At 61.0% G+C, this 21,882-nt stretch carries 20 protein-coding genes and 1 pseudogene; 15 read left to right on the top strand and 6 right to left on the bottom strand.

Features of this window, described 5'->3' with window-relative positions; genetic code table 11:
- Nucleotides 1-52: 52 nt before the first annotated feature.
- Nucleotides 53-517, bottom strand: coding sequence for a response regulator (locus tag BX592_RS16240; RefSeq protein WP_134192835.1), 465 nt, complete (start codon nt 515-517; stop codon nt 53-55).
- A 452-nt stretch (nt 518-969) separates the two neighbouring features.
- Here BX592_RS16240 and BX592_RS16235 point away from each other — a divergent pair.
- Nucleotides 970-1,110, top strand: a pseudogene (locus BX592_RS16235) (IS110 family transposase); the annotation flags it as partial.
- A 387-nt stretch (nt 1,111-1,497) separates the two neighbouring features.
- Here BX592_RS16235 and BX592_RS16230 read toward each other — a convergent pair.
- Complete coding sequence (locus BX592_RS16230; protein ID WP_134192834.1) at nt 1,498-3,840, bottom strand: hybrid sensor histidine kinase/response regulator; 2,343 nt, start codon at nt 3,838-3,840, stop codon at nt 1,498-1,500.
- A gap of 269 nt (nt 3,841-4,109) precedes the next feature.
- Here BX592_RS16230 and BX592_RS16225 point away from each other — a divergent pair.
- From BX592_RS16225 to BX592_RS16210, 3 genes are all read left to right on the top strand, one after another.
- Nucleotides 4,110-5,320, top strand: a protein-coding gene (locus tag BX592_RS16225) for an IS3 family transposase (protein WP_134192947.1) whose coding sequence is annotated in 2 segments (ribosomal slippage) — nt 4,110-4,428 and nt 4,428-5,320 — 1,212 coding nt in all. Because the reading frame shifts where the segments join, the coding sequence is not laid out codon by codon here.
- A gap of 764 nt (nt 5,321-6,084) precedes the next feature.
- Nucleotides 6,085-6,363 carry an HU family DNA-binding protein gene (locus BX592_RS16215; protein ID WP_134192833.1) on the top strand — a complete coding sequence of 93 codons (279 nt, stop codon included), beginning with the start codon at nt 6,085-6,087 and terminating at the stop codon, nt 6,361-6,363.
- A complete protein-coding gene (locus BX592_RS16210) occupies nt 6,360-6,728 on the top strand; it encodes a DUF1016 N-terminal domain-containing protein (RefSeq protein WP_377681667.1) in 369 nt (122 codons plus the stop codon). The genes BX592_RS16215 and BX592_RS16210 overlap by 4 nt, the downstream gene beginning before the upstream one ends.
- Nucleotides 6,729-6,837: 109 nt before the next feature.
- On the opposite strand, the gene istA is transcribed toward BX592_RS16210, so the two are convergent.
- Entirely contained in the window at nt 6,838-8,079 is a 1,242-nt protein-coding gene (gene istA, locus BX592_RS16205; protein ID WP_243849574.1) for an IS21 family transposase, read from the bottom strand.
- Nucleotides 8,080-8,451: 372 nt separating this feature from the next.
- Here istA and BX592_RS16200 point away from each other — a divergent pair, with 372 nt between their 5' ends.
- The 3 genes from BX592_RS16200 to BX592_RS16190 are packed head-to-tail and all read left to right on the top strand — an operon-like array spanning nt 8,452 to nt 9,987.
- Nucleotides 8,452-9,009, top strand: coding sequence for a Mu transposase domain-containing protein (locus BX592_RS16200; protein ID WP_243849573.1), 558 nt, complete (start codon nt 8,452-8,454; stop codon nt 9,007-9,009).
- On the top strand, nt 8,981-9,772 hold the full coding sequence (gene istB / locus BX592_RS16195) for an IS21-like element helper ATPase IstB (RefSeq protein ID WP_377681666.1): 792 nt from the start codon (nt 8,981-8,983) through the stop codon (nt 9,770-9,772). Before BX592_RS16200 ends, istB begins: the two co-directional genes overlap by 29 nt.
- Entirely contained in the window at nt 9,769-9,987 is a 219-nt protein-coding gene (locus BX592_RS16190) for a hypothetical protein (RefSeq protein WP_134192832.1), read from the top strand. The genes istB and BX592_RS16190 overlap by 4 nt, the downstream gene beginning before the upstream one ends.
- Before the next feature lie 261 nt (nt 9,988-10,248).
- Here the strand turns inward: BX592_RS16190 and BX592_RS16185 are convergent, their stop codons facing one another.
- Entirely contained in the window at nt 10,249-11,379 is a 1,131-nt protein-coding gene (locus BX592_RS16185; RefSeq protein WP_134192831.1) for a sensor histidine kinase, read from the bottom strand.
- 82 nt (nt 11,380-11,461) lie between these two features.
- Between BX592_RS16185 and BX592_RS34450 the strand changes: the two genes are divergently transcribed.
- Nucleotides 11,462-12,505 carry a response regulator gene (locus tag BX592_RS34450; protein WP_243849572.1) on the top strand — a complete coding sequence of 348 codons (1,044 nt, stop codon included), beginning with the start codon at nt 11,462-11,464 and terminating at the stop codon, nt 12,503-12,505.
- Nucleotides 12,502-12,678: a hypothetical protein gene (locus tag BX592_RS33845; RefSeq protein WP_166676372.1), complete on the top strand. Its 177-nt coding sequence runs from the start codon at nt 12,502-12,504 to the stop codon at nt 12,676-12,678. The genes BX592_RS34450 and BX592_RS33845 overlap by 4 nt, the downstream gene beginning before the upstream one ends.
- A 32-nt stretch (nt 12,679-12,710) precedes the next feature.
- Here the strand turns inward: BX592_RS33845 and BX592_RS16175 are convergent, their stop codons facing one another.
- Entirely contained in the window at nt 12,711-13,445 is a 735-nt protein-coding gene (locus tag BX592_RS16175) for an AbiJ-NTD4 domain-containing protein (RefSeq protein ID WP_134192830.1), read from the bottom strand.
- Nucleotides 13,446-14,341: 896 nt separating this feature from the next.
- Here BX592_RS16175 and BX592_RS16165 point away from each other — a divergent pair.
- From BX592_RS16165 to BX592_RS16155, 3 genes are all read left to right on the top strand, one after another.
- A complete protein-coding gene (locus tag BX592_RS16165) occupies nt 14,342-15,226 on the top strand; it encodes a manganese catalase family protein (RefSeq protein ID WP_134192828.1) in 885 nt (294 codons plus the stop codon).
- A 112-nt stretch (nt 15,227-15,338) separates the two neighbouring features.
- Entirely contained in the window at nt 15,339-15,833 is a 495-nt protein-coding gene (locus tag BX592_RS16160) for a YciE/YciF ferroxidase family protein (RefSeq protein WP_134192827.1), read from the top strand.
- Nucleotides 15,834-16,377: 544 nt separating this feature from the next.
- Nucleotides 16,378-17,670: an Nramp family divalent metal transporter gene (locus BX592_RS16155; RefSeq protein ID WP_377681665.1), complete on the top strand. Its 1,293-nt coding sequence runs from the start codon at nt 16,378-16,380 to the stop codon at nt 17,668-17,670.
- A gap of 79 nt (nt 17,671-17,749) precedes the next feature.
- Here BX592_RS16155 and BX592_RS16150 read toward each other — a convergent pair whose 3' ends face one another.
- Nucleotides 17,750-18,622, bottom strand: a complete 873-nt coding sequence (locus tag BX592_RS16150) for an MATE family efflux transporter (RefSeq protein WP_134192825.1) — start codon at nt 18,620-18,622, stop codon at nt 17,750-17,752.
- A 639-nt stretch (nt 18,623-19,261) separates the two neighbouring features.
- Between BX592_RS16150 and tnpA the strand changes: the two genes are divergently transcribed.
- The 3 genes from tnpA (at nt 19,262) to tnpC (ending at nt 21,642) form a co-directional block, all read left to right on the top strand.
- Entirely contained in the window at nt 19,262-19,681 is a 420-nt protein-coding gene (gene tnpA, locus BX592_RS16140) for an IS66-like element accessory protein TnpA (protein WP_243849571.1), read from the top strand.
- Nucleotides 19,678-20,013, top strand: a complete 336-nt coding sequence (gene tnpB, locus BX592_RS16135; RefSeq protein WP_134192823.1) for an IS66 family insertion sequence element accessory protein TnpB — start codon at nt 19,678-19,680, stop codon at nt 20,011-20,013. Before tnpA ends, tnpB begins: the two co-directional genes overlap by 4 nt.
- Nucleotides 20,014-20,076: 63 nt before the next feature.
- A complete protein-coding gene (gene tnpC / locus BX592_RS16130) occupies nt 20,077-21,642 on the top strand; it encodes an IS66 family transposase (protein ID WP_134192822.1) in 1,566 nt (521 codons plus the stop codon).
- Nucleotides 21,643-21,882 lie beyond the last annotated feature (240 nt).

Here is a 21,882-nt window from a genome sequence, read left to right as displayed (position 1 = left end):
GTCTCAAGGCACCTATGGCCGGCTCGCCACATCCGAGCTTGGTCGCCTGCGCTCACGGCCAGCAACCGGCATGCACCGGTTGCCAGCGTGATGCCGCAGGAATCTGGCGTCGAAGGACGGCGCTCACGGAGACGGTCCGAGAAGGTTGCTTGCCAGTAGTCACCCGCCGCTCGACACCGGCGTGGATGGCTGCTGCCAGTTCCTCGAACCGAGCCGGCTTGCGCAAAAACCGCCCCCATGATGTCGACGGGTTGGGTGGTTCCGGCGCCGCTGACAGCATCAGGATAGGCAACTCTGAGTATGCGTGCTGGGCATGGACCAAACGGCACAGCTCAGCACCGTTGATGTCCGGCATTTCGTAGTCTGTGATCATGAACTGGATGCACTCATGGTGCAAAATGGCCAGTGCACGCTGTCCGTCGCCTGCGACGCTCACCTGGTGACCGTCACTTTCCAGCGCCAACTGCAGCGAAGAGAGATTCTCGGCATCGTCATCAACCAGCAGAATATTCGCCACATTCGGCTCAAAGAGGTGCTCGTTCGGGGACGGGCGATGGGGCGAAGCTGCTCGTACTGCCCCTGCGCCGGCCACAATACGTTCCCGCAATCGACGTGCCGCAACCTCGGCACCTCGTTATTGTTTGTTCGGCGCGGCAACCATGCAGCCCATGTCTTGACGAAACCGCCCTGTGGTTACTTGAATCCGAATATCTCGCAGCAACTTTCCGCGAACGAACGGCTGGTCAAGCGCTGCGGATTCAACCCGTCGATGCAACACACTTAAGCCGCTGTTGGCCGACTACTGCCCGATGCATGCCGGATAAATCGGTACCATCTGCCCGGTCGTTGACATTTTTATTTCGAATGCGCGAAGCCCATACCGCACAAGTCTTTGCGTGTCACCGATGGGAGCCAGCGGGCGAGTTGACACGTTTAATGCCGCAACGTTGACACATTTAATGCGGTCTACGATATCGCAAGCTCGCAGCGCGTCGCAAGAATGTGAACATCGGCGTGGTCGCCGTTGCGAGGGACCTCGCGGGGTTCATCTGGGACATCAGCAGGCTTGCCATGTCCCTCGCCATACCACGCGATGCCCGCCCACTCTGACAACAAACCATACTCACGCAACTTGAACCGTGGAGTTTCCTGAAGGCGGCGTAGCCCGGCACCCGAGCAACCCGCGATTGGACTATGCAACATATCTCTTGTAATCCGCGACTTTAGGTAGCGGCAGGCTCAAGGGGCGGACCACCGTAATGCGGCAACCCAACCCGCGGATATCAGTGTGATCCACCGTCGAGACGTACTGCTACGTCGCCCTCAGGAAATTCAGATGCACCCAAAAGGCAAAACCGATCCCGATTGACACGGAAAGTCATATCAGTCCTTCGGCCACAAAGAGACATCTGCCAATCAACAAGGAATGGCCGCTTTTCGATGCAGAGCAGTCAAAGCAGGCGGCTCATGTGGCCTTGTGCGAGGTTCAGCCTAGCGTCATGCAAGCGCCCGCCGGAGGTCCTCAGCGGTATACGGCTTGCGAAGCGCGCGCCACGAGAATGGCAACTGCCTGGCGGGGGGAGCGTCAGCGCCCGACGAAAAAACGACCCTGATATGCGGATGTTCGCGCACCGCCTTGATCGCGAAATCGATGCCCGACATGCCGGGCAACGAGATATCAGTCAGCAGCACATCAAATTCCTGCACGCCCAGCGCGTCGTCGGCTCGCTCCGCCGATCGGTGGAGCACCGGCCGGTGTCCGAGCATTTCGAGCAGCGCACCCACGGCATCTGCGGAGCCCGCATCGTCATCGACTACCAGCACACGCAACGAGCCGGGGGCTGTCGAATCATGTTCGACGTTGCCGTTGCCGGTCGTTTCGAGCTCGACACCTTGTGTGCCCAGCACACGCCTGATCTTGCGGGCAAGCTCTTCACGGCTGTACGGCTTGCTGAGGAGTTCGACGCCATCGTCGAGTCGCCCGCCATGCACGATCGCGTTCTGTGTGTATCCCGACGTGAACAGTACCTTTATCTGCGGCAGCATTCCGACAGCCTGCCGCGCCATGTCCGGGCTCTTCAGTGGGCCGGGCATCACGACGTCGGTGAAGAGCAGGTCGACCTGTACGCCGCTGCGAATGATCGTCAGCGCCTGCTGCGCGTCGTCCGCCTTAAGCACCGTATAGCCCAGACCACTTAGCATGTCGACGACGGTCGATTGCAGTTTCCGGTCGTCTTCGACGACGAGTACCGTTTCCCTGCCGCCGCGCAGCGGCATGCGAACGGGCGAGGACGGCTCTACGGCGCTTGCAGTCGATCGTGGCAGATACACCTTGACAGTTGTGCCGTGGCCGGACTCGCTATAAATCCTCAGGTGTCCGCCACTCTGTTTGACGAAACCGTACACCATGCTCAGACCGAGGCCTGTTCCGTAGCCTTCCGGCTTGGTCGTGAAGAACGGGTCTATCGCCCGCGCGAGCACATCGGGGGACATGCCGACTCCGGTGTCCGTCACCGCGAGCACAACATACTGCCCCGCCGGTACATCCTCCAGTCCGGCCACATAGCGATCGTCGAGCATTGCGTTGCCCAGCTCGAGCGTTAGCTTTCCACCGTCGGGCATCGCGTCGCGTGCGTTGATGGCGAGATTCAGAATCACGTTTTCCAGCTGGTGGACGTCTGCGCAGGTATTCCACAGTCCACCTGCCACCACCGTTTCAACCTGGATGGTTTCGTCGAGCGACCGTCGCAGCATGTCGTCCATGTTGCGCAGCGTGGTCGCCAGATTGATGACGACCGGCTGCAACGGTTGGCGACGCCCGAACGCAAGCAGTTGCGAGGCGAGTTTTGCGCCGCGCTCGACGGCGTCGATAGCCTTGTCGAGACGTTCCCGCATCCAGCTGTCGCGGCCGAGCCGGCTCTCGATCACTTCAAGGTTGCCGCGCACGACCTGCAGCACGTTGTTGAAGTCGTGTGCGACGCCACCGGTCAGCTTGCCAACAGCTTCGATCTTTTGCGACTGGAGCAGCGCCGAGCGCGTTTCGTCGAGGGCTCGCTCCGTCTCGCGTCGCTCGCTTATGTCGCGCGTGATTTTGGCAAAGCCGACGAGCGTGCCATCGTCATCGCGAATCGCATCGATTACCACGTGCGCCCAGAAGCGGCTGCCATCTTTGCGCACCCGCCAGCCTTCGGTTTCGAAGCGACCTTCGCGCGCTGCCGTTTCGAGCCCGCGCTGCGGCAGGCCCGCGGCGGCATCCTCCGGGGTGTAGAAACGCGAGAAATGCGAACCGATGATTTCCTGCGCGGTGTAGCCCTTGATGCGTCGCGCGCCCTGGTTCCAGTTCGTGACGTTGCCCTCGGGCGACAGCATGAAGATCGAGTAGTCCGTCACGCCATGCACCAGCAGGCGGAAGCGCCGCTCGCTTTCGACCACCGCGTCGTGCGCCTGCTTCTTGTCACTCATGTCGCGCACGATCTTGCCGAAACCAAGCGTCTGTCCCGAAGTACCCCGCAGCGCGGTGATCACCACGCTGGCCCAGAAGAAGCTCCCGTCCTTACGCACACGCCAGCCCTCGCCCGAGTAGCGGCCGGTTTTACGCGCCTCGCACAGTACGTTCTCGGGCACGCCCGCGCGACAGTCCTCATGGGTGTAGAAGACAGACAGTGGGCGGCCGAGGATTTCTTCCCGCGAATATCCATGGATGTGCTCGCCACCGGGATTCCAGCTGACAACGCGGCCGTCAGCCGACAGCGCGAAAATCGCATAGTCGGTGGTCGAATCGATCCATTGGCCCGCCCACACTGTTTCCCGAACTTCCATCGGGTTCTGCGGTTCGTCCATCTCGAACGATCTCCCTGGAAAACGAAGATACCGGTGTGGAGTGCATCGAAGGACGCATTACGCTGCGCCTGCTCACTTCGAACTTGCTCAAAAAGTTTCAGAAATTTGCGGCGACTTATGTCTCCGGTAAACACTACAACTTTACACGCTTCGACTGTACGACCTTGTCCTAGGTTGGAACAGCCCCCTGAAACTCCGGACACAGTCTCCCACTTACAATAGCGGGTAGGCATAAGACTGTGTATATGACTAACAACAAGAACGAAGTGATGGAAGTGTTGACGGGACCTGAGCGCCGGCGGCGCTGGTCGGCAGATGAGAAGCTGGCGATGGTTCGAGAGACGTTCGAGCCCGGCAAGACAGTTTCGATGGTGGCGCGGCTGCACGGCATTAACCCGAATCAGCTGTTTCAGTGGCGCAAGCTGCATCAGGACGGTAGCCTGTCGGCAGTGAGCGCTGGCGAAGAAGTTGTGCCGGCGTCTGAGCTGGGTGACGCGCTGAAGCAGATAAAGGAACTGCAACGCCTGCTCGGCAAGAAGACTATGGAGAACGAGATTCTTCGGGAAGCCGTGGAGGTGATGAAGTCGCGAAAATGGATTGCGCGCTCACCCTCATTGCCAGGGGACGACCAATGAAGCAGGTCTGTGACGTTCTCGGTGTAGCGCGCTCGAATATGGCGGTAAAGCTCGCGCGGCCTGCTGACTGGCAGGACGGCCGCGGTGCACGGAAAACGAATGATGCAGGCCTCGTCGACGAAATCCGGTTGCTCATTGCCGACTTGCCGAGCTACGGCTATCGACGCGTGTGGGGCCTGTTGCGATGCGAGCGGGAATCCCGATGTGAGGTCCCGGTGAATGCCAAACGCGTTTATCGCGTGATGCGCGTGCACGATCTGCTGCTGCACAGGCGGCCTGCGCGGCCGCGCATTGAGCGTCGGCATGACGGCAAGGTGGCGGTATCCCGAAGCAACCAACGATGGTGCTCTGACGGCTTCGAATTTCGTTGCGACAACGGCGAGCCGCTGCGCGTGACGTTCGCGCTCGATTGCTGCGATCGCGAGGCTATGAGCTGGGCAGCGACGACCGGCGGTCACAGCGGCGATGTGGTGCGCGATGTCATGCTGGCGGCTGTCGAGCATCGTTTCGGGAACGTCCGGAAAGCGCCTGTGCAAATCGAATGGCTCAGCGATAACGGCTCGGGCTATATCGCGGACAAGACTCGCGCATTCGCCTCGGACATTGGTCTCAAACCGCTCACGACGCCTGTGTGCAGTCCGCAAAGCAATGGCATGGCAGAGAGTTTCGTGAAGACGATGAAGCGCGATTACGTTGCGTTCATGCCGAAGCCGGACGCGGTGACCGCCGTGCGCAATCTGGCCGTCGCCTTCGAGCACTACAACGACAAACACCCGCATAGCGCGCTGAAATATCGCTCGCCACGCGAGTTCCGACGCAGGACCGATTCATCAACCTTAGTGTGAGATGGTGTCCGGAAGTACGGGGGCAAATCCATAGGTGGAACCTCTCACGCTTTCTCATTCCTATGGTCTTTGTTGAAAGCCTTTGCGCCCCTTGTCTTTTGCGCGACCGTTTGCATCTTTGCTTTCTTCGCTCTCGACTATTGTCTTGCTAGGATTTTTTGCGTCTACAGTCGCGAACGGGAGTATGCGGCAGACGCGGGCGGAGCTGCGATGACGTCTGCTGAGGCAATGATCTCGGCGCTGTTACTCACCAGCCGTCGGCGTTTTCGACACACATCCCCCTCTCTCGGGACGAAAAAGGCGTTTGGCCAGGCTGACCTCTAGATAGATACGGCCCGCTGAGCGCCAACCGACGAGCTCTTCACGATCGAGGTTTAAGTGCTATTTAAAGTAAATTTGTTTTTTCCTTGCATGATCTGACCAACGGCACCGGTCTGTTCGACGGCTCCTGAGTGCTCGCGCGAGCAGCGCGGCGCGCGACTCGTTAGAGCCGCGGCGTTGGGATTTCGTCCTTGCGTGGCAAAGTACAGAGAGAAACTTGGCCATTTCGACGACCCAAAGTGAAGGTCCGAATAGTTGGGGCTATCCGGGCCTTCGTTTGTGATTGGGGTGGAGGAGGGCGTTTCACCGGGTGCTAGGCCCGTGTCACGCTTGAACGACGACCGCTCGCATAGCCGTATGCCGGAAATCGTCCATCGCCGGTTTGCCTGGCGCGGGACGATGCGGTAGGGTGCGGTTTCACTTTTACCTAATGGACGGAATTCATGAACAAGCAAGAACTGATCGACGCGGTCGCCGCAGGCACGGGCAGCAGCAAGGCGGCCACAGGCGAAGCCATTGATGCCGTGCTCGAGACGATCACGAATGCCCTGGTCACGGGCGGCACAGTTCAGTTGATTGGCTTCGGGTCATTTGCAACCGGGCAGCGCGCGGCACGAGCGGGACGCAATCCTTCGACTGGCGAAGAAATACAGATCGCTGCTGCAAAGACTGTGAAGTTCACCGCCGGCAAGGCTTTCAAGGAGGCCGTGAACGCGTCATGACGGAAATAGCACCTGGCGACTACGTCGGGCTTCACGATGATCTGGTCAGCGTAGTCGAGTCCGCGCGACGGACAGCGGCGCGCAACATCAACGCAGTAATGACGGCCGCCTACTGGGAGATCGGGCGTCGGATCGTCGAAAGCGAGCAGGGTGGCGAGGCGCGCGCCGGTTATGGTCAGGCACTCATCGCGCGCCTCGCCGAGGACCTGCACGCCGCTTTGGACGCGGCTTCGGCAAGGCTAATCTGGCCAGCATGCGAGGGTTTTATCTCGCTTGGCCAGAGTCGGAGATTTTCCAGACGGTGTCTGGAAAATCGGCCGCCGGCGACAGTGTCCAGATGTCGATGGCGGTCTGAATCCGCGTAAATCTGGCGGCGTGAGCAAGAAACAGTAAAAACCGTGCGGCTGTAGCAGGGAGAGTTGCGAAGGGAGTAAAGACGGGCTGGATGGAAATCAAATGCGTAACCGGGTCGGGTCACGCGAGCGCCCGCGCGTGTGATAGAAACGCGGTTCGCCGAAGAAACAACAGGCGTGGCACCGGCCTCGAACCGCCAAGTCCAAACCGGAACCACGCCTCCACGAACACCGCATGACGGGCCGCGCAGGCCAGAAGACGGAACGCGTGAGGCCGCAGTATCGCATCCGCTGGGCGTCGCGTCGATCTTCCTTTACCCATCTTCTTCGGCGTTCCTCGAGGATCGCCGATGCAGGCCACGGGCCGCTTGTTTCTGTGCGCCCGTTGCCGGGCGCAGGTATTCAGATCGAAGCGCACGTACGGCGTCTTGCCAACCTTCACGGCGAGTTGCTCCTCCACCGGATACGGGTTCTCCGGTAACGGCAGCAGTTGCGCTCGCTCCTGTGCGAGCGCCTCACGCACGGTGATGTCCCGGTCTTCGGGACACGGCCGGTCGGCCGCCTGCGTGCGGCACCAGTGCTCGGCCTGCGCATTCAGATCGGCGAGATCGGTGAACTTGCGCGCGGCGAAGAACGCTTCGCGGATATGGCGGATGGCGCGCTCCACACGCCCCTTCTCGTTGCCACGCGCGACGGCCACGGGCCTCGGCTCGAAACGGTAGTGGCCAGCGAAGGCAAGCAGCGTTGGATGGAAGCGGATCGCATCACCCTGACGCTCGAGCACGGCCGACTTGAGGTTATCGTAGAGCAGAACCCTTGGCAGGCCGCACCAGGTGTTGAACGCGCCGATGTGGCCACGCAGGAAGTTCTCCATGCGCGCGTCAAGGAAGAAGCGCAGGTAAATGTCGCGTGAGTACGAGAGCACCATCACGAAGGCCATCAGCGGCCGGCGGGCGCGGCCGATCTCGAGGTGACCGAAGTGTCCCCAGTCGACCTGCGCCTGTTCGCCCTGGAGGGTCCGCAATCGCAGGAACGCCTCCGCAACGGGACGGGGCCGATGCAGCGCGACCCGATGCCGGAAGTGATCGCGCGCGCCCTCATAGCCGCGCTCGCGCACCATGGCATACAGCCGGCTCGCAGTGAGCGTGGGGAACTTCTCCAGGGTCTGCTGGATGAACGGCAGGTAAGGTTCGATCATCGAGGGGCGCGGCGGCGGCCCGTGCCGGGGCAGCCCTGCATGGGCAAGCACACGCTGCACCGTCTCGCGATGCACGTGCAACTGCTTCGCAATGGTGCCGCAGCGCCACTTCTCGACATGGTAATAGCGAAGGATCTTCGCTTCGAGTTCGGCTCCGATGGTCATTCAGGATCTCCGCGATTGGGTCGATGGACACGATGGGAGCCTCGACGACGCACAAAGCCGGTTCGCACAAACGGCGGCAACGCGCAGCCACAGCAATGACAGCGCGGCGCCGCCGCATTGCCGGCGGCGTTGGCCACTGCAACGGCGGCGTCAAGGTCCGGTTGCAGTACATCATTCGGGGAGGGGGCGGGTGAACCGTGATGCGTCACGAATTTGCATCGGGCCCGGTGGCGCCGGGTTCGGGCCGCGTGTGCAAAGCGCCCGCGGCGGGTGCTCTGATAGCGGCGCCCGGCAGCACGCAGGTTCTCGCGGCGGGCCGCCCGTGCGCACTCGCTATCGCAATAGCGGTTGCCACGATCGCAGCGGCGACAGATGAACGACTACACGATCCCGCGCACGCATGTGCGTCGCACGTTGAGCGTGCGTGCCGACCTCGAGCAGGTCCGGGTGTTCGACGGCGCAGAGATGATCGCCAGCCATCGTCGCAGCTTCGACCGTGGCGCGCAGCTCGAGAACCCCCAGCACCTGAAGACGCTCGAGCAGTTCAAGCACCAGGCCCGTCAGCATCGCGGCGTCAACAGCCTCACGAAGGCCGTACCGGCCTGCCGGAAGTTGCTTGAGCGCGCAGCGGAGCGTGGCGCGAACATCGGAGGACTCACCACGGCGCTGCTGCGCCTGCTTGAGCGCTATGGCGCCGCCGAACTGCAGCTCGCCGTCGAGGAGGCCCTGCGCAAGGGTTCTGCGCACGCGAACAGCGTGCGCGCCGCGCTGGAGCGCCAACGCGCCGAGCGCGGCACGCCACCGCCCGTTGCCGTGAACCTGCCCGAACACGTGCGCCGCAAGGATACGCCCGTGCAACCGCACAAGCTCGACACCTACGATCAACTGACTGCCGATGACCATGACGATGCCCAGCCCGAACAACACTGAGATCCAGCGCGCCCGCGCGAAGGCCCTGCATCTGAACGGCCTGCTCGAACACTGGCCGGAAGTCGAGGGTGCAGAATGGGTCGCGCCGTTGCTGCAATGGGAAGAGGATGAGCGCGCACACCGTTCGCTGCAGCGTCGCATCCGTGACGCGAAGCTTGGCCACTTCAAGACGCTCGCAGACTTCGAATGGGAATGGCCCAAACGCATCGACCGGGGCGCAGTCGAGGAGCTGATGTCGCTCGGATTCGTCGCTGACGCGACCAATGTCGTGTTCATCGGCCCGAACGGCGTGGGCAAGTCAACGCTTGCGCGCAACCTGGCGAACCAGGCGCTCGTCGCGGGCCACTCCGTGCTGTTCAGATCGGCAAGCGAGATGCTGGGGGAACTGGCTGCGCTCGACAGCGATTCGGCGCTGCGGCGACGCCTGCATCACTATGCGGCGCCCGACATCCTGGTGATCGACGAGGTCGGCTACCTCTCGTACACAAACCGCCATGCCGACCTGCTGTTCGAACTCATCAGCCGCCGGTATGAAGCGCGTTCGACCATTGTTACAACCAACAAGGCATTCAAGGACTGGTCGGAGGTGTTCCCGAACGCGGCGTGCGTTGTGTCGCTGGTCGATCGCCTCGTGCATCGCTCGGAGGTGATCTCGATCGAGGGCGAATCGTACCGTCTCAAGGAAGCGCGCGAGCGAACCGAGGCGCGTGCCCGGCAACGCAAGACCCGAACGCCTGCGGCGAAGAAGGGGCCAGCATCATGAGCCGCGCACCGTTGCTGCCATCGGGGCGCCGGCGCGGTCTGCCGTTCGTCGTGCCCGAGAACTGGACACCTGAGCAGGCCCTTGCCGTGTTCGAACTGCTCGACGACCTGCGAGAAGTCATCTGCGCCCGGTATCTGCCGGAGATGCAACGTCTGCTGCGCGAAGAGCGACAGACACACGAGCCGCGATCCAGCAAGCGCGACCCGCCATTCTGATCGACGTCGCCGGATCGTCAACAAGGGGGCCGTGTGGCCCCTTCATTGTTGATGAATTCACTCAACCTTGCGCCGCCATCTAATGCCGGATTCGCACCGCCGACAACACCCTCAGCCGACGTTCGACTGCGTGCACGCGAGAGTCAGCTTTATGAGTGCAGCGGCCATTCGACCACGGGCCCGGTCGGCGACCGATCTGATGACTGGTACGATGAGGCGCAACAAACTTTCGCTGCGAACCGCGATAGAAGACCGCGCAGGTCAACGTTCCGTCGACGGAAAACGGGGGATCTGCACCGTGAAACTCGTCCCACCTTCTGCCGATTCGGCCTCTATGGTGCCGTTATGCGCACGTGCGATGCACCGGCAGATGTAAAGACCCAGGCCCATGCTCGAGGGCGGTCCGCTTCGCCTGGCCGAACGGCTTGCCCGCGTCAATGGATCAAAGAGCGTGGGCAGGGCGGTCGCCGGTATCGGAGCGCCTTCGTTCGACACGATGAGTGTTAGCTGCTCACCGTGACCAAGAGCATCCACGCTTATATTCCCTGAGCCGTGCTGGACTGCGTTCACCAGCAGGTTAACCAGCAGCTGGCCGATCCGGGTGCCGTCCCACCTGCCGGCAAGCTCTCCCGTGACGCACACTTTGATGCATGCGTCCGGATATGAAGCGCGTACCTCATCTGCCGCGTCGTTGCAGATTCGCCCGATATCCTGCGGCGTGAAGTCGACTGGCAGCATGTCACCCAGGCGGGTACGCGTGAAGACGAGAAGATCGTCAATCATATGCTTCATGCGCACGGCGCTGCGTTGCGCGATCGCGACCGCTTTCACGCTGGATGATGACAGGCCGTCGTCATGCAGAACGACCTGCGCCGAATTCAATATTGCGCCAAGGGGGGAACGCAGGTCGTGCGCCAGCACGCCAGCAAACAGATCCCGGATGCGCTCCGTGCGTTGCGCGTAGTGCCGGACCGATTCCGCGAGCATATGGTCGATTGCCTCATTGAACCGGACCATCTCCTCAGAAGCCGCTGCGGCGTCCGGCGACCTCTGCTGCCATTGCCGCAGCACACTGGCGCGCAGGGCGCGATATTCCGCCACCACCTCGTTGATCCCGTAGCCCTGTGCAAGGCGGTCGTCTGCGTGCTCGTGGGCGACCCTGTCGAAACCGGATGCCGGATCGTGTTCGTTGCCGCGCGACTTGGCCTGCTGCTGCTCAGCGGTCTGCGGTTGGCGCATATGCGCCGCGATCCGGATCAGGATGTCACGGGCCGAGTTCCGCAATTGGGTGTCGGTGAGATGGCTGTCCTTCAGGCTGATTGTGCGGGCATATTCCGCCCACTCGTCGACCAGCTCAGGAAGGTTTGCTTCGATAAAGTCCGACAGACTCATAATCCCCCCGGTCGCGTGCGGTGCCATGGGACATCGCAAGTTTTAGGCCGCCGCGCTGCCGTCCACGTTCCGGGAACAGCGGATGCGTCAAGCCTCTGCGGAGTTCAGCGCACTGAAAGCTGTATTACACATGAGACCATTCCAAACTGCACGCTGGACGCCACGCGTGCTATCCCAGCGGCAGGCAGACTGTCGGCGCCGACTACTCGTCGTCGACGACTACCGGCCCGGCGCCGAAGCAATCACTGCGTCACTTTACCTGTCAGGATATGAAGCTCAATTTGTCCTGAGCGGGATGGCGGTTATCCACGCCATCAACGGCTGGACGCCGGACATCGCGATACTGGACATCAACATGCCCGGCATGGATGGATTCGAGGTCGCACGGCAGTTGCGGCGCCACAGGCAGACCCAGCATATCGTTATTGTAGCTTTTACCGCGCAGGACGAATACGTTCTACGTCACCCTGTCATCGATCGCGGAGGCTCAAATCGCATCAGGCGCCGGTGCTTACGTGTGGGCGCTGGACGTCAGAGCGCCCAACGGCCAGCACAATCTGTTGATGGGCTCGTTGCACGTCCCGGGCAGGGGGCTGCGTCAGCCGGCACCGGCGATCCTTCGATCGTACCGCGTGCTGGTCACCGAACATGCAGACGTCGATGCGGGTGGAACGCCGGCCGTAAGCTGGCGCGAGGCGCTGACGGCGGACGATGTCGCCATGTTGCGGCAACAGATGCAGTGTATGGCACCCCTGACCACCACTATCTTGCGGACGATGCTCCGAGCTATTTGGGGACCATCTCGTTCGCGCTGTGTGCGATGACAGCGCACAGCTTGGGCTTCGTATCGATTTCGCTCATTGCCGGCGGCGGGCGCGGCTTTATTCCAGACATGATCGGGTATCGTTACTGGCCGAAGGTTGGGTTTGACGCGGTCTTGCTAGAAGGCGAAACAGCTGGCGCGGCTCACCTCGCCGATTGCCGAACCGTGCAGGACGTCCTTGCGCGCGATCCAGCCTGGTGGGAAAGGAACGGCAGTCAGCGACTGATGGAGTTCGATTTGGGCGAGGGAAGTCCCAGCTGGGAAAAGCTGTTAGACTATTTGCGTGAAAAGGAGTTGGTATGAGCCACGCACTGAAATCGAAGCCGCAGTCGGGCCCGAAGAGCGCACGGATGTCGCTCGCCTCAATTCCGGTGCTGACCAAGGACGCCAAGGCCAAATTGCAGTCTGCGGCGCGGAGGTCAGATCGACGGACGTACCCCGAGTTGCCAGAGTGGAAAACGTCGTCAACCAAATAAAAAGGGCCGTAAGGCCCTTTTTTGTGTCGTTGCTATGTTTGAGGCGCGTTTTTTCTGATCAACAGCGTCACCAGTGCGAAGAGCCGAAAGAAGAGGTAGTCGACGTGGTCCGTATCGAACACCGGTTTCTGCGTTATCTCATAATGCCGGATCAGCTTCGTGTTGTCGACCGTAGTGAGAGTCTTCGCCTCATCTTCCAGCAGTTGCCTGATGTCCGGCTCCCCTCTGGCAGCGCCATCAAGAATCGTCGTAATTGACGTCTTCTTGTCGCTGTCCGCTAACGTCTTCAGCCTTTCCCATCCGTCCCACAGCCTCTCCAAACCTTCGCGTCGGATGAGCGGATCTGGATCAGAGAACTTGGCTCGGCTTTCTTCGAGCAGGCCGTCCAGAAGTGAATCGCCGGTTTCGAATCGGGACCGCGCGATAATGTCGCCCAATGCTTCAGGCAAGATACGCCGGATCTGCCCCGCTGCTGTCAGCTCATAAGCGACGCCGTTGCGACTGAAAAGCCGGTTCACGTCCTCGCAAAAATCTGCCTGTCCTTCTTCAATGTCGAACCGCAAATGGTGGTGCCGTTGATAGCTGTGATACTCCACTTTCACTGGCTTGCCAACATTTGCCCAGACGAACTCTAGGAAATCGAGCACCAGTAAAGTCGGAGGCGCATACGGCTCGTGCGACCGGGACGTGCCGTCGGGTGAACGGGAAGTTTCAAGAGGCCATACGAGGCCGGGCATCTCGGCAGCCAATTCAGCCGAGAGCGCCACTTCGTTGCTTCCGCACGCGACCTGACCATCCAGACACTCTGCATCGAAACACCAAACGACGCGCCGCGGAGAGGGGGCGATTGCTGCGTTGCAACATGGCTTAGTGTACAAGCAATGATTCGGAAGTCAACTATTCCTGCGCCAACCAGGCGCGAGCTTTTGTCAACGCCGTTCAGGAGGGTGCTCGCATCCGGTCGACATGCCTGCACGCATTTCTGTATCCGCGGGAACACGTGTTGCGCTACAAAAAGCGTTGGCTCGCTTCGTCAAGCGTACGGTGCGTACGGCATTCAATCACTTCAATGAGCTTTGGTTCCAAGGGCTACCTTGTCATGAAAAATCCATGGACGAAGAAAAATCCTTTCCTGAGCATGTGGCTCAGCGGTGCGCATGCCGCGATCGGAGCTGCACGAGGGCGACTCGCATCGGCTGCGAAACGGGAGGCAGTCAATTTCTGGACTGCAGCGTTGACATCGCCGAAACCACGTAAGCGCCGAACGCGCCGTTGATCGCGCCCTCACGAAGCATTCCCGATGCAAATGCGGCAGGCGCACTCGGCTCATCGCGAAACCGACATTGAAACTTTGTGTTCATCAGTTATGCAGAGTACGCCGATAATATTTTCAATTCCGAAGCGTCACGCCATGTGTCGCTGTCACGCAGGCCAGCTTCCAAAAAAATAACTCCATTGGCGTTTGCTCTGATGGCCATGCTTCCCCGGTTCGCCCGAATCGTCTCAATCCATGACTGTCTTGCTGTTGCTACGAGAACATGACCGTGCGCATCTTGTGACGCACGCTCAATGTGCATGGCATGCCTGACTCAATGGTAGACCGCGTCCTCGCGGGCATACCCCATGCGCTGTGTTGCTGGCATTCACTGAATCGGAGACTCTCATGTTCATGCACAACAGGCTGCTGCAATACACGGTGCGCGTCGGCGGGACCAATCCCGGTCTGGCGAATCTGATGCTGGAGCAGTTCGGCGGTCCGCAAGGCGAGCTTGCCGCTGCGATGCGCTACTTCACCCAGGCAGTCGCCGAGGAAGATCCGGGTCGCAAGGACATGCTGTACGACATCGCGACAGAGGAACTTAGCCACCTCGAGATCATCGGTTCGATCGTGGCGATGCTCAACCGCGGCGCGAAAGGCGAGCTCGCGGAGGCTGTGGACGAGCAGGCCGAGCTGTACCGCAAACTCAACGCTGCGGGAAACGACAGCCACGTTACCCAGCTCCTGCATGGCGGTGGTCCCGCGTTGACCAATTCAGGAGGCGTCCCGTGGACGGCCGCGTACATTGACACAATCGGCGAGCCGACGGCGGACCTGCGTTCGAACATCGCGGCGGAGGCCCGGGCGAAGATTCTCTACGAGCGGCTCATCAACGTCACAGACGACCCAGGTATTCGCGATGCGTTGGGCTTTTTGATGACTCGTGAAGTCGCACACCAGAAATCATTCGAAAAAGCGCTGTATGCGATATCGCCCAATTTCCCCTCGGGCAAGCTGGCACCAATGCCCGAATTCGCGAGCACCTACTTCAAGATGTCGCATGGCGGGACGGTGTTCGGAGCGCCCTGGAACAGCGGTACCGGGCTCACGATGACGGATGGCGGGCCGGCCGTGGACGGCGGGGACGGCAATGCCGGGGTCAATCTCGATCCTGCCGAGAAAACGTCACTCTCGGCCATGGCGGCGCGTCTTCGGTCAGATCCAGACAGTGACCCGATGACCGGCGCGGAACTCGGAAGTGCGGAGGCCGTTTCCAATGACCTGAAGTGACGGGACGCAAAGCTGTTTTCGATACTGAGCGATTGTCGACCGGCCCAGGGTCGGCGACAAATCGGGCCAGTATTGCACCACACATCGATTTTTTCTGTTCACGGAGCAAACCATGACCATCCAGACTATCAGCGATCTGTTCATCCATTCGCTATCCGACATATACAGCGCGGAGAAGCAGATGACGAAGTCACTACCGAAGCTTGCCCGCGCGGCGACAAATCCCGATCTGAGCGCTGCCTTTCTGACTCACCTGGAAGAGACGCGAGGCCAGATCGAGCGGCTGGACCAGGTTGTTGAATCTTGCGAGATCCGGCTCAAGCGGGTCAAATGCGTCGCGATGGAAGGGCTGGTTGAGGAAGGTCAGGAGCTCATCGATAGCGTCGAGCGTGGGCCGGTCCTCGATGCGGGACTGATTGGCGCTGCACAAAAGGTGGAGCATTACGAGATTGCCGCCTATGGTGCAATCATCGTGCTTGCGAAACAGCTCGGAGAAACGCATGCAGTCACTCTGCTGCTGCAGACGTTGAAGGAAGAAAAAGCCACCGACGAGAAGCTGTCTCTCCTCGCTGAGGAGGAGGCTGCAGCCGAAGCGCTAGGTAAGTGAGCTGCACCGGTGCGGGCGCGCATCACCGGGACCGGATAGTGCGCGCGTTTTCAGGAACGCATCATGAAAAAAGAATGGATGCTTGCTTATCAGGTGCTGGTGTGGGCGGGTGCCCTCATGCTTTCCATCAGCGGGTGGACGTGAGCAACGGCCGGCTGAGGGCTCGTGATGGCCTCAGTCGATCATTGTCCGGGACAGACGAGGGCCATCATGAAACAGCGACAGCTGGTTTATCTGGAGTCGTGATGTCAACGGCGTTGATGGGCTGTCAGACAGACCCAGACGCGACGACTGCACAGCTACGGAAAGAAGGCCGGTCATCCGCGTACGTCGAGGGGTACAAGGATGGCTGCCAAAGCGGATACTTCGCTGCGGGCGATCCGAAGTTCAAACTGGTGAGGGACGCGACACGTTTCAACTACGACGCACAATATGTCCTGGGCTGGAACGTCGGCTTCAGTGCGTGCAAGGCTAAACATCAGGGGCCGGCAGGATGAGATCGGGGCGCCCGGGTCCAGCTCCGCCGGGTTCGGGCAACGGGACAATGGACCGCAGTTTGCCGGAGGTACACCGGTCTATCGGGGTGCCCGGGCGAGGTCGGTGGGTTGGGCGCTTTCTTGCGTTCGCGGGCCCGGGTTACCTGATTTCCGTCGGCTACATGGATCCCGGCAACTGGGCGACAGATATCGCCGGCGGTTCCCGGTTCGGCTATACGCTGCTTGCGGTCATACTGTTATCGAACCTGATGGCGATCTTGCTGCAGGCGCTGTCGGTACGGCTCGGCGTTGCAACTGGGCGCGATCTCGCGCAAGCCTGCAGGGAGAACTATTCGAAACCCGTCAATCTAGGATTATGGATCGCGTGCGAGGCAGCAATCATTGCGTGCGATCTGGCGGAGGTCATCGGCACGGCGATCGCGCTGCAGCTACTGTTCGGCATTCCGTTGATAGCGGGTGCGATCATTACCGCGCTCGACGCCTTTCTGTTGCTGCTCCTCATGAATCGGGGCTTTCGCTTTCTTGAAGCATTCGTCATCACACTGCTGCTTGTCATTGCCCTGTGCTTCGCATTCCAGATCGTAGCTGCTGCGCCTCCGGTTGCTGCCGTGCTGCGCGGCTTCGTGCCGTCGCCTGAAATCGTCACGAACCCCGAAATGCTTTACCTGGCCATCGGCATCATCGGTGCGACTGTCATGCCGCACAATCTGTATCTGCACTCGTCGATCGTGCAGACCAGAGCCTACCCGGAAACCGAAGCGGGGCGCCGCAACGCGATACGCTGGGCGACCGTCGACAGCACGATCGCGTTGATGCTCGCGCTCTTTATTAACGCGGCGATCCTGATCGTTGCCGCGTCGACCTTTCACAAGGCCGGCCACACCGACGTGACCGAAATTGGCGAAGCGTTTCGACTGCTATCGCCGCTGCTCGGTCTTGGCGTTGCATCGACGTTGTTCGCGCTTGCGCTGCTCGCCTCCGGATTGAATTCCACGGTCACGGCAACGCTTGCCGGTCAAATCGTCATGGAAGGCTTTCTGAAGTTGCGCATTCCGGCCTGGTCAAGGCGCCTCCTCACCCGTGGCATCGCGATCGTACCGGTAGTCGTGGTGACGGCGATCTACGGCGACAAGGGCACCTCGCACCTGCTTCTACTAAGCCAGGTGATCCTTTCAATGCAGTTGCCGTTTGCAGTAATCCCACTGCTACGGTTCGTCTCCGACAAACGGCAGATGGGCGTATTTGTCATTAGCACCTGGGTCAAGACGCTCGCGTGGCTTGTGACAGGGGTGATCGTGGCCCTTAACGTAAAGCTCCTGGCCGATACTGCCCTCCGGTAGATTGGCTCCGTCGGTCGGGTACAGCGGTTGCGCTCGCTATGGCAGAACGCGGAAAACGCCGCGTCATATATTTCGGATCTCAAAACAACAGAATCGCGATCACGGTGAAGAACCCGGTCTGTAGCGCAGTGGCACCGATGGTCACCCCTCGTCGAAGCAGACGGGACGCGCCGTCGACAACCGACGGCGGCTCAAACTTCAGAGCTTCGGCGGGCGCCGCGCGGCGATACGCGCGCCACGCTAGTAGGGCCATGCTGGCAAATGTCAGCGAACTCGTCACACCGCACGCGAGAAGTACACGAAACGAATTCGCCGGGCTCCGTGCGGGGATGAAAAGGACCCACGTCGCGACCGCAAGCATGGTCTTGAGGGCCACACAGCCCGCGGCGACAGGAAAGAGCCGCGAAGCCGGGAGCCGGGCTGCGATAAGCCCGCGCAGACCGATCGCCATCAGCAGCGGTAGCATGCCAGGTGCGATACCGTACAGGAACCATAGGGCGCCTGCAGCCGTGGCTGTATCCTGACCCAGCAAGGGAAGTAATTTTCCACCAGATATGCAGACCACCGCGGCGACCACGCCCAGGACGCAGGCGAGTGCAGCGGCGCTCGCAAACCCGCTGTTAGGCGCCCGCGTCTGCCTGCGTCCGCACCTGAATGCAGCCTCGTGTCCAACCGAGGAAACGATGCTCACGCAGATTGACGCCACGAACAGGAAGACGGCGGCACCGAGTGCGCTGGCCGCGACGGCGCTCGCGCCGAGTTGTCCGAGTAGCACGGTATCGATGGCAATCGTTGCGACCACCGGGACTTCCGTTGCAGCGATTGGAAGCGCAAGTCGAAAGATGCGGACGAAGCGCCCCTGCATCCGGATAGGCGTCGATTCAGGGCGGATCCCCGCAAGAGTTCGGAATGGCTTCGAATCCTCACCCGCTTCGACTGGTTGGTCATTCATTGCTAACAGACAGCCAGATGAGCGTCGTTGCGAGCGTGTTGATACGGATGAGGTTCAACGCGGCGCGCGCGCGGCGCGCAAAAGTGCGGCACCAGCGAGACCGGCGGCAAGCGCCACGTACACTCCGGCAAGCGAGCGTTTCGACAGGTGTATGTCGAAGCCCGGTGTAATCCTCTCCGGAACGACATGGTAGTCAACGACGTAGGCGGCCGCCGCAGTCGCCGTCGCCGCAGTTACTATCGCTACCGGGCTAACAACCTCGGCATCGCGCGATAGTCGAGCGTTGAGAGCCTCACAGAGAACCGCCCAGAAGATCGCTGAGGCCTGATGGATCGCAAGTCCTGTGAGGGTAAAGCGGGCACTAAACCGCGTCTCACGAAGCGCGCGCCGTGGCCACAGGCAGTGGGTAACGGCATTGAGCGGTGCGAATACGGTCGAGCCTTCCGCTGATGCTCGCCATCCCGCGACAGCAGCGGCCGCCGTTCCAGCGACGAGACCCGTAGTGAGCGCATGTCGCAAGACGGGTGAGGGTGTCGCGACTACAGAACTGCTGACAGTGCGAGCATTCGATTTCATCGTAAGGGCCCGGTAAAGGCACGTTGAGGTGTGCGTCCCATCGGAAGGAGCATTGTGTCCATCATGAAACGTGATGGAGACGTGTACACGATGGCTGACGATGATCGGATTGATGATGGAGTGGTGCGGGCAATAGAGCGTCGCAAACACAGCCGGGAATTCAAGGAGATGGTGGTGCGCGCGGCGATGCAACCGCACGTGTCGATTGCGGCGGTGGCGCTGCATTACCGCCTGAACGCAAACCTGCTGCGCCGATGGGTGGTGGCAGCGCGACAGCATGTGGGTGCCCATCCGGCGCCGGACGAAGCGCAGCCGCCACCGACGACGGCATTCGTGCCACTACAACTGCAAGCGCCAGTTGCTGCAACTGATCGGGGCGAGATCCGCATCGAGGTTCGCCGCGGAGCTGCCACGATTACGCTTTACTGGCCGGTGTCGGCGGCCGATGATTGCGCGGCCTGGCTACAGGGGTGGTTGCGATGATCCACATCGACGCGATCTGGCTGGCAACTGAGCCCGTGGACATGCGTGCGGGCGCCGATACGCTGCTCGCACGCGTGGTCAAGGTATTCGGCGCGGCGCGCCCGCACCATGCTTACCTGTTTGCCAACCGGCATTCGACGCGAATGAAGGTACTGGTCTACGACGGCCTGGGGATCTGGCTGGCCACGCGGCGCCTGAATCGCGGGCGGTTTATATGGAGCAACGGCGAGCAGGCCGTTGCACTGCCGCTGAACCAGGAACAGTTACGGGCACTGGTCACGGGACTGCCGTGGCGCACGCTGGCCAGCGATCACGCCATTACCGTGGTGTGAAGGCGACGCGCACGTAAACAGTTTCGCTTCCTGATGCGTGGTGTGTCTGGCAGACTCGATGTCATGGACCTGCCCGTCGATCTCACCACGCTCAGCCCTGACCAGCTTCGCGCACTGGCCGCACAGCTGGCCGTCCAGCTTGCAGACAGGGAGCGCGAAGTCGGTGAGAAGGAACGGGAGCTGCAATATCGGCAAACCCGTATCGACCAGCTCACGCATGAACTCTCGGTCATCAAACGGCAACAGTTCGGCAAGCGCAGCGAGCAGCTCAATACGGAACAGATGAGCCTGCTCGACGAAACGGTCGATACGGATCTGGCCGCGATCGAGGCCGAGCTCGAGCAGCTTCAGCCAGATACGCCCGAACGCAAATCACGACAGCAACGTGCGCGACGCGCACCATTGCCGGCGCATCTGCCGCGCACCGACATTCATCACGACCCGGATACCACGACATGTCACTGCGGCTGCGAGCTCGAGCGCATTGGCGAAGACATCAGCGAGAAGCTTGACTACACGCCAGGCGTGTTCACAGTCGAGCGACATATCCGCGGCAAGTGGGTGTGCCGTCAATGCGAGACGCTGACACAGGAACCCGTGCCCGCGCACATCATCGACAAGGGCATCCCGACGGCCGCGCTGTTGGCCTGGGTGCTGGTATCGAAGTTCGCAGATCATCTGCCGCTGTACCGGCTTGAACGCATCTGCGCCCGCGCAGGGCTGGCGATTCCTCAGTCGACACTGGGCGACTGGGTGGGCGTGTGCGGCGTGCGACTGCAGCCGCTGGTCGATGCACTGCGCGAACAGATCCTGCGTCAGGATGTACTGCATGCGGATGAAACGCCTGTGCAGATGCTCAGTCCGGGCAAAGGCAAGACACATCGTGCGTATCTGTGGGCGTATGCCACGACCCAATACGCGTCGCTTAAGGCGGTCGTGTATGACTTCGCCGACAGCCGCGCTGGCGAGCATGCGCGCGCCTTCCTGGGCGACTGGCAGGGCAAGCTGGTGTGCGACGACTATAGCGGCTACAAGAACAGCTTTACCCGGGGCATCACGGAGATCGGCTGTGCTGCACATGCGCGACGCAAGTTCTTCGAGCTGCATGCAAACCATCAGAGCGAGATCGCCGGGCAGGCATTGAAATACTTCGGCACGCTATACGAAATCGAACGGGAAGCCGCGGTGCTTGATCCCGATGCACGGCGTGCGTTGCGCCAGAGCCGTTCGAGGCCGGTGATGGATGCTTTGCATGCGTGGATGAGCGCGCAGCGGTGCCTGGTTCCAGAGGCCTCAGGAATTGCGAAAGCCCTGGACTACAACCTCAATCGCTGGGCGGCGCTCACGCGCTATCTCGACGATGGGCACGTGCCCATTGATAACAACTGGATTGAGAACCAGATCCGTCCTTGGGCGACGGGGAGGAAGAACTGGTTGTTCGCGGGCTCGCTTCGCGCCGGCGAACGTGCCGCTGCCATCATGAGCCTGATCCGCTCGGCACAATTGCACGGGCACGATCCGCTCGCCTATCTGAAGGACGTGCTCACGCGCCTGCCAACACATCGCGCTTCAGACATCGAACAGTTGCTTCTTCACTGCTGGGCTCCCGCGTTGCCCGATTGCAGCTAGCCAGCTCGCTCCCGTGCCTTCACCGGGCGCTTACGACCGATGCGGTGTTGTGCGGCCAAACACTTGGTGGAAACGATGACATCGGAATTCACCTCGGCGTGCAATCGATACACGGCGAAAAGCGGGCGTCCTCATCGTCGGTGCATGCCTGCTGACGCTTTTTCGTGGAATCAGCGCGGCATGTCACGTGAGGCGCAGGTAAGGTTGGAGCACCGGGGGCGAGGAAGGTGGCGTGTTTGA

The organism is Paraburkholderia rhizosphaerae (assembly GCF_004366595.1).
GTDB lineage: Bacteria > Pseudomonadota > Gammaproteobacteria > Burkholderiales > Burkholderiaceae > Paraburkholderia > Paraburkholderia rhizosphaerae.
This window is presented reverse-complemented; position numbering and strand designations above follow the sequence as displayed.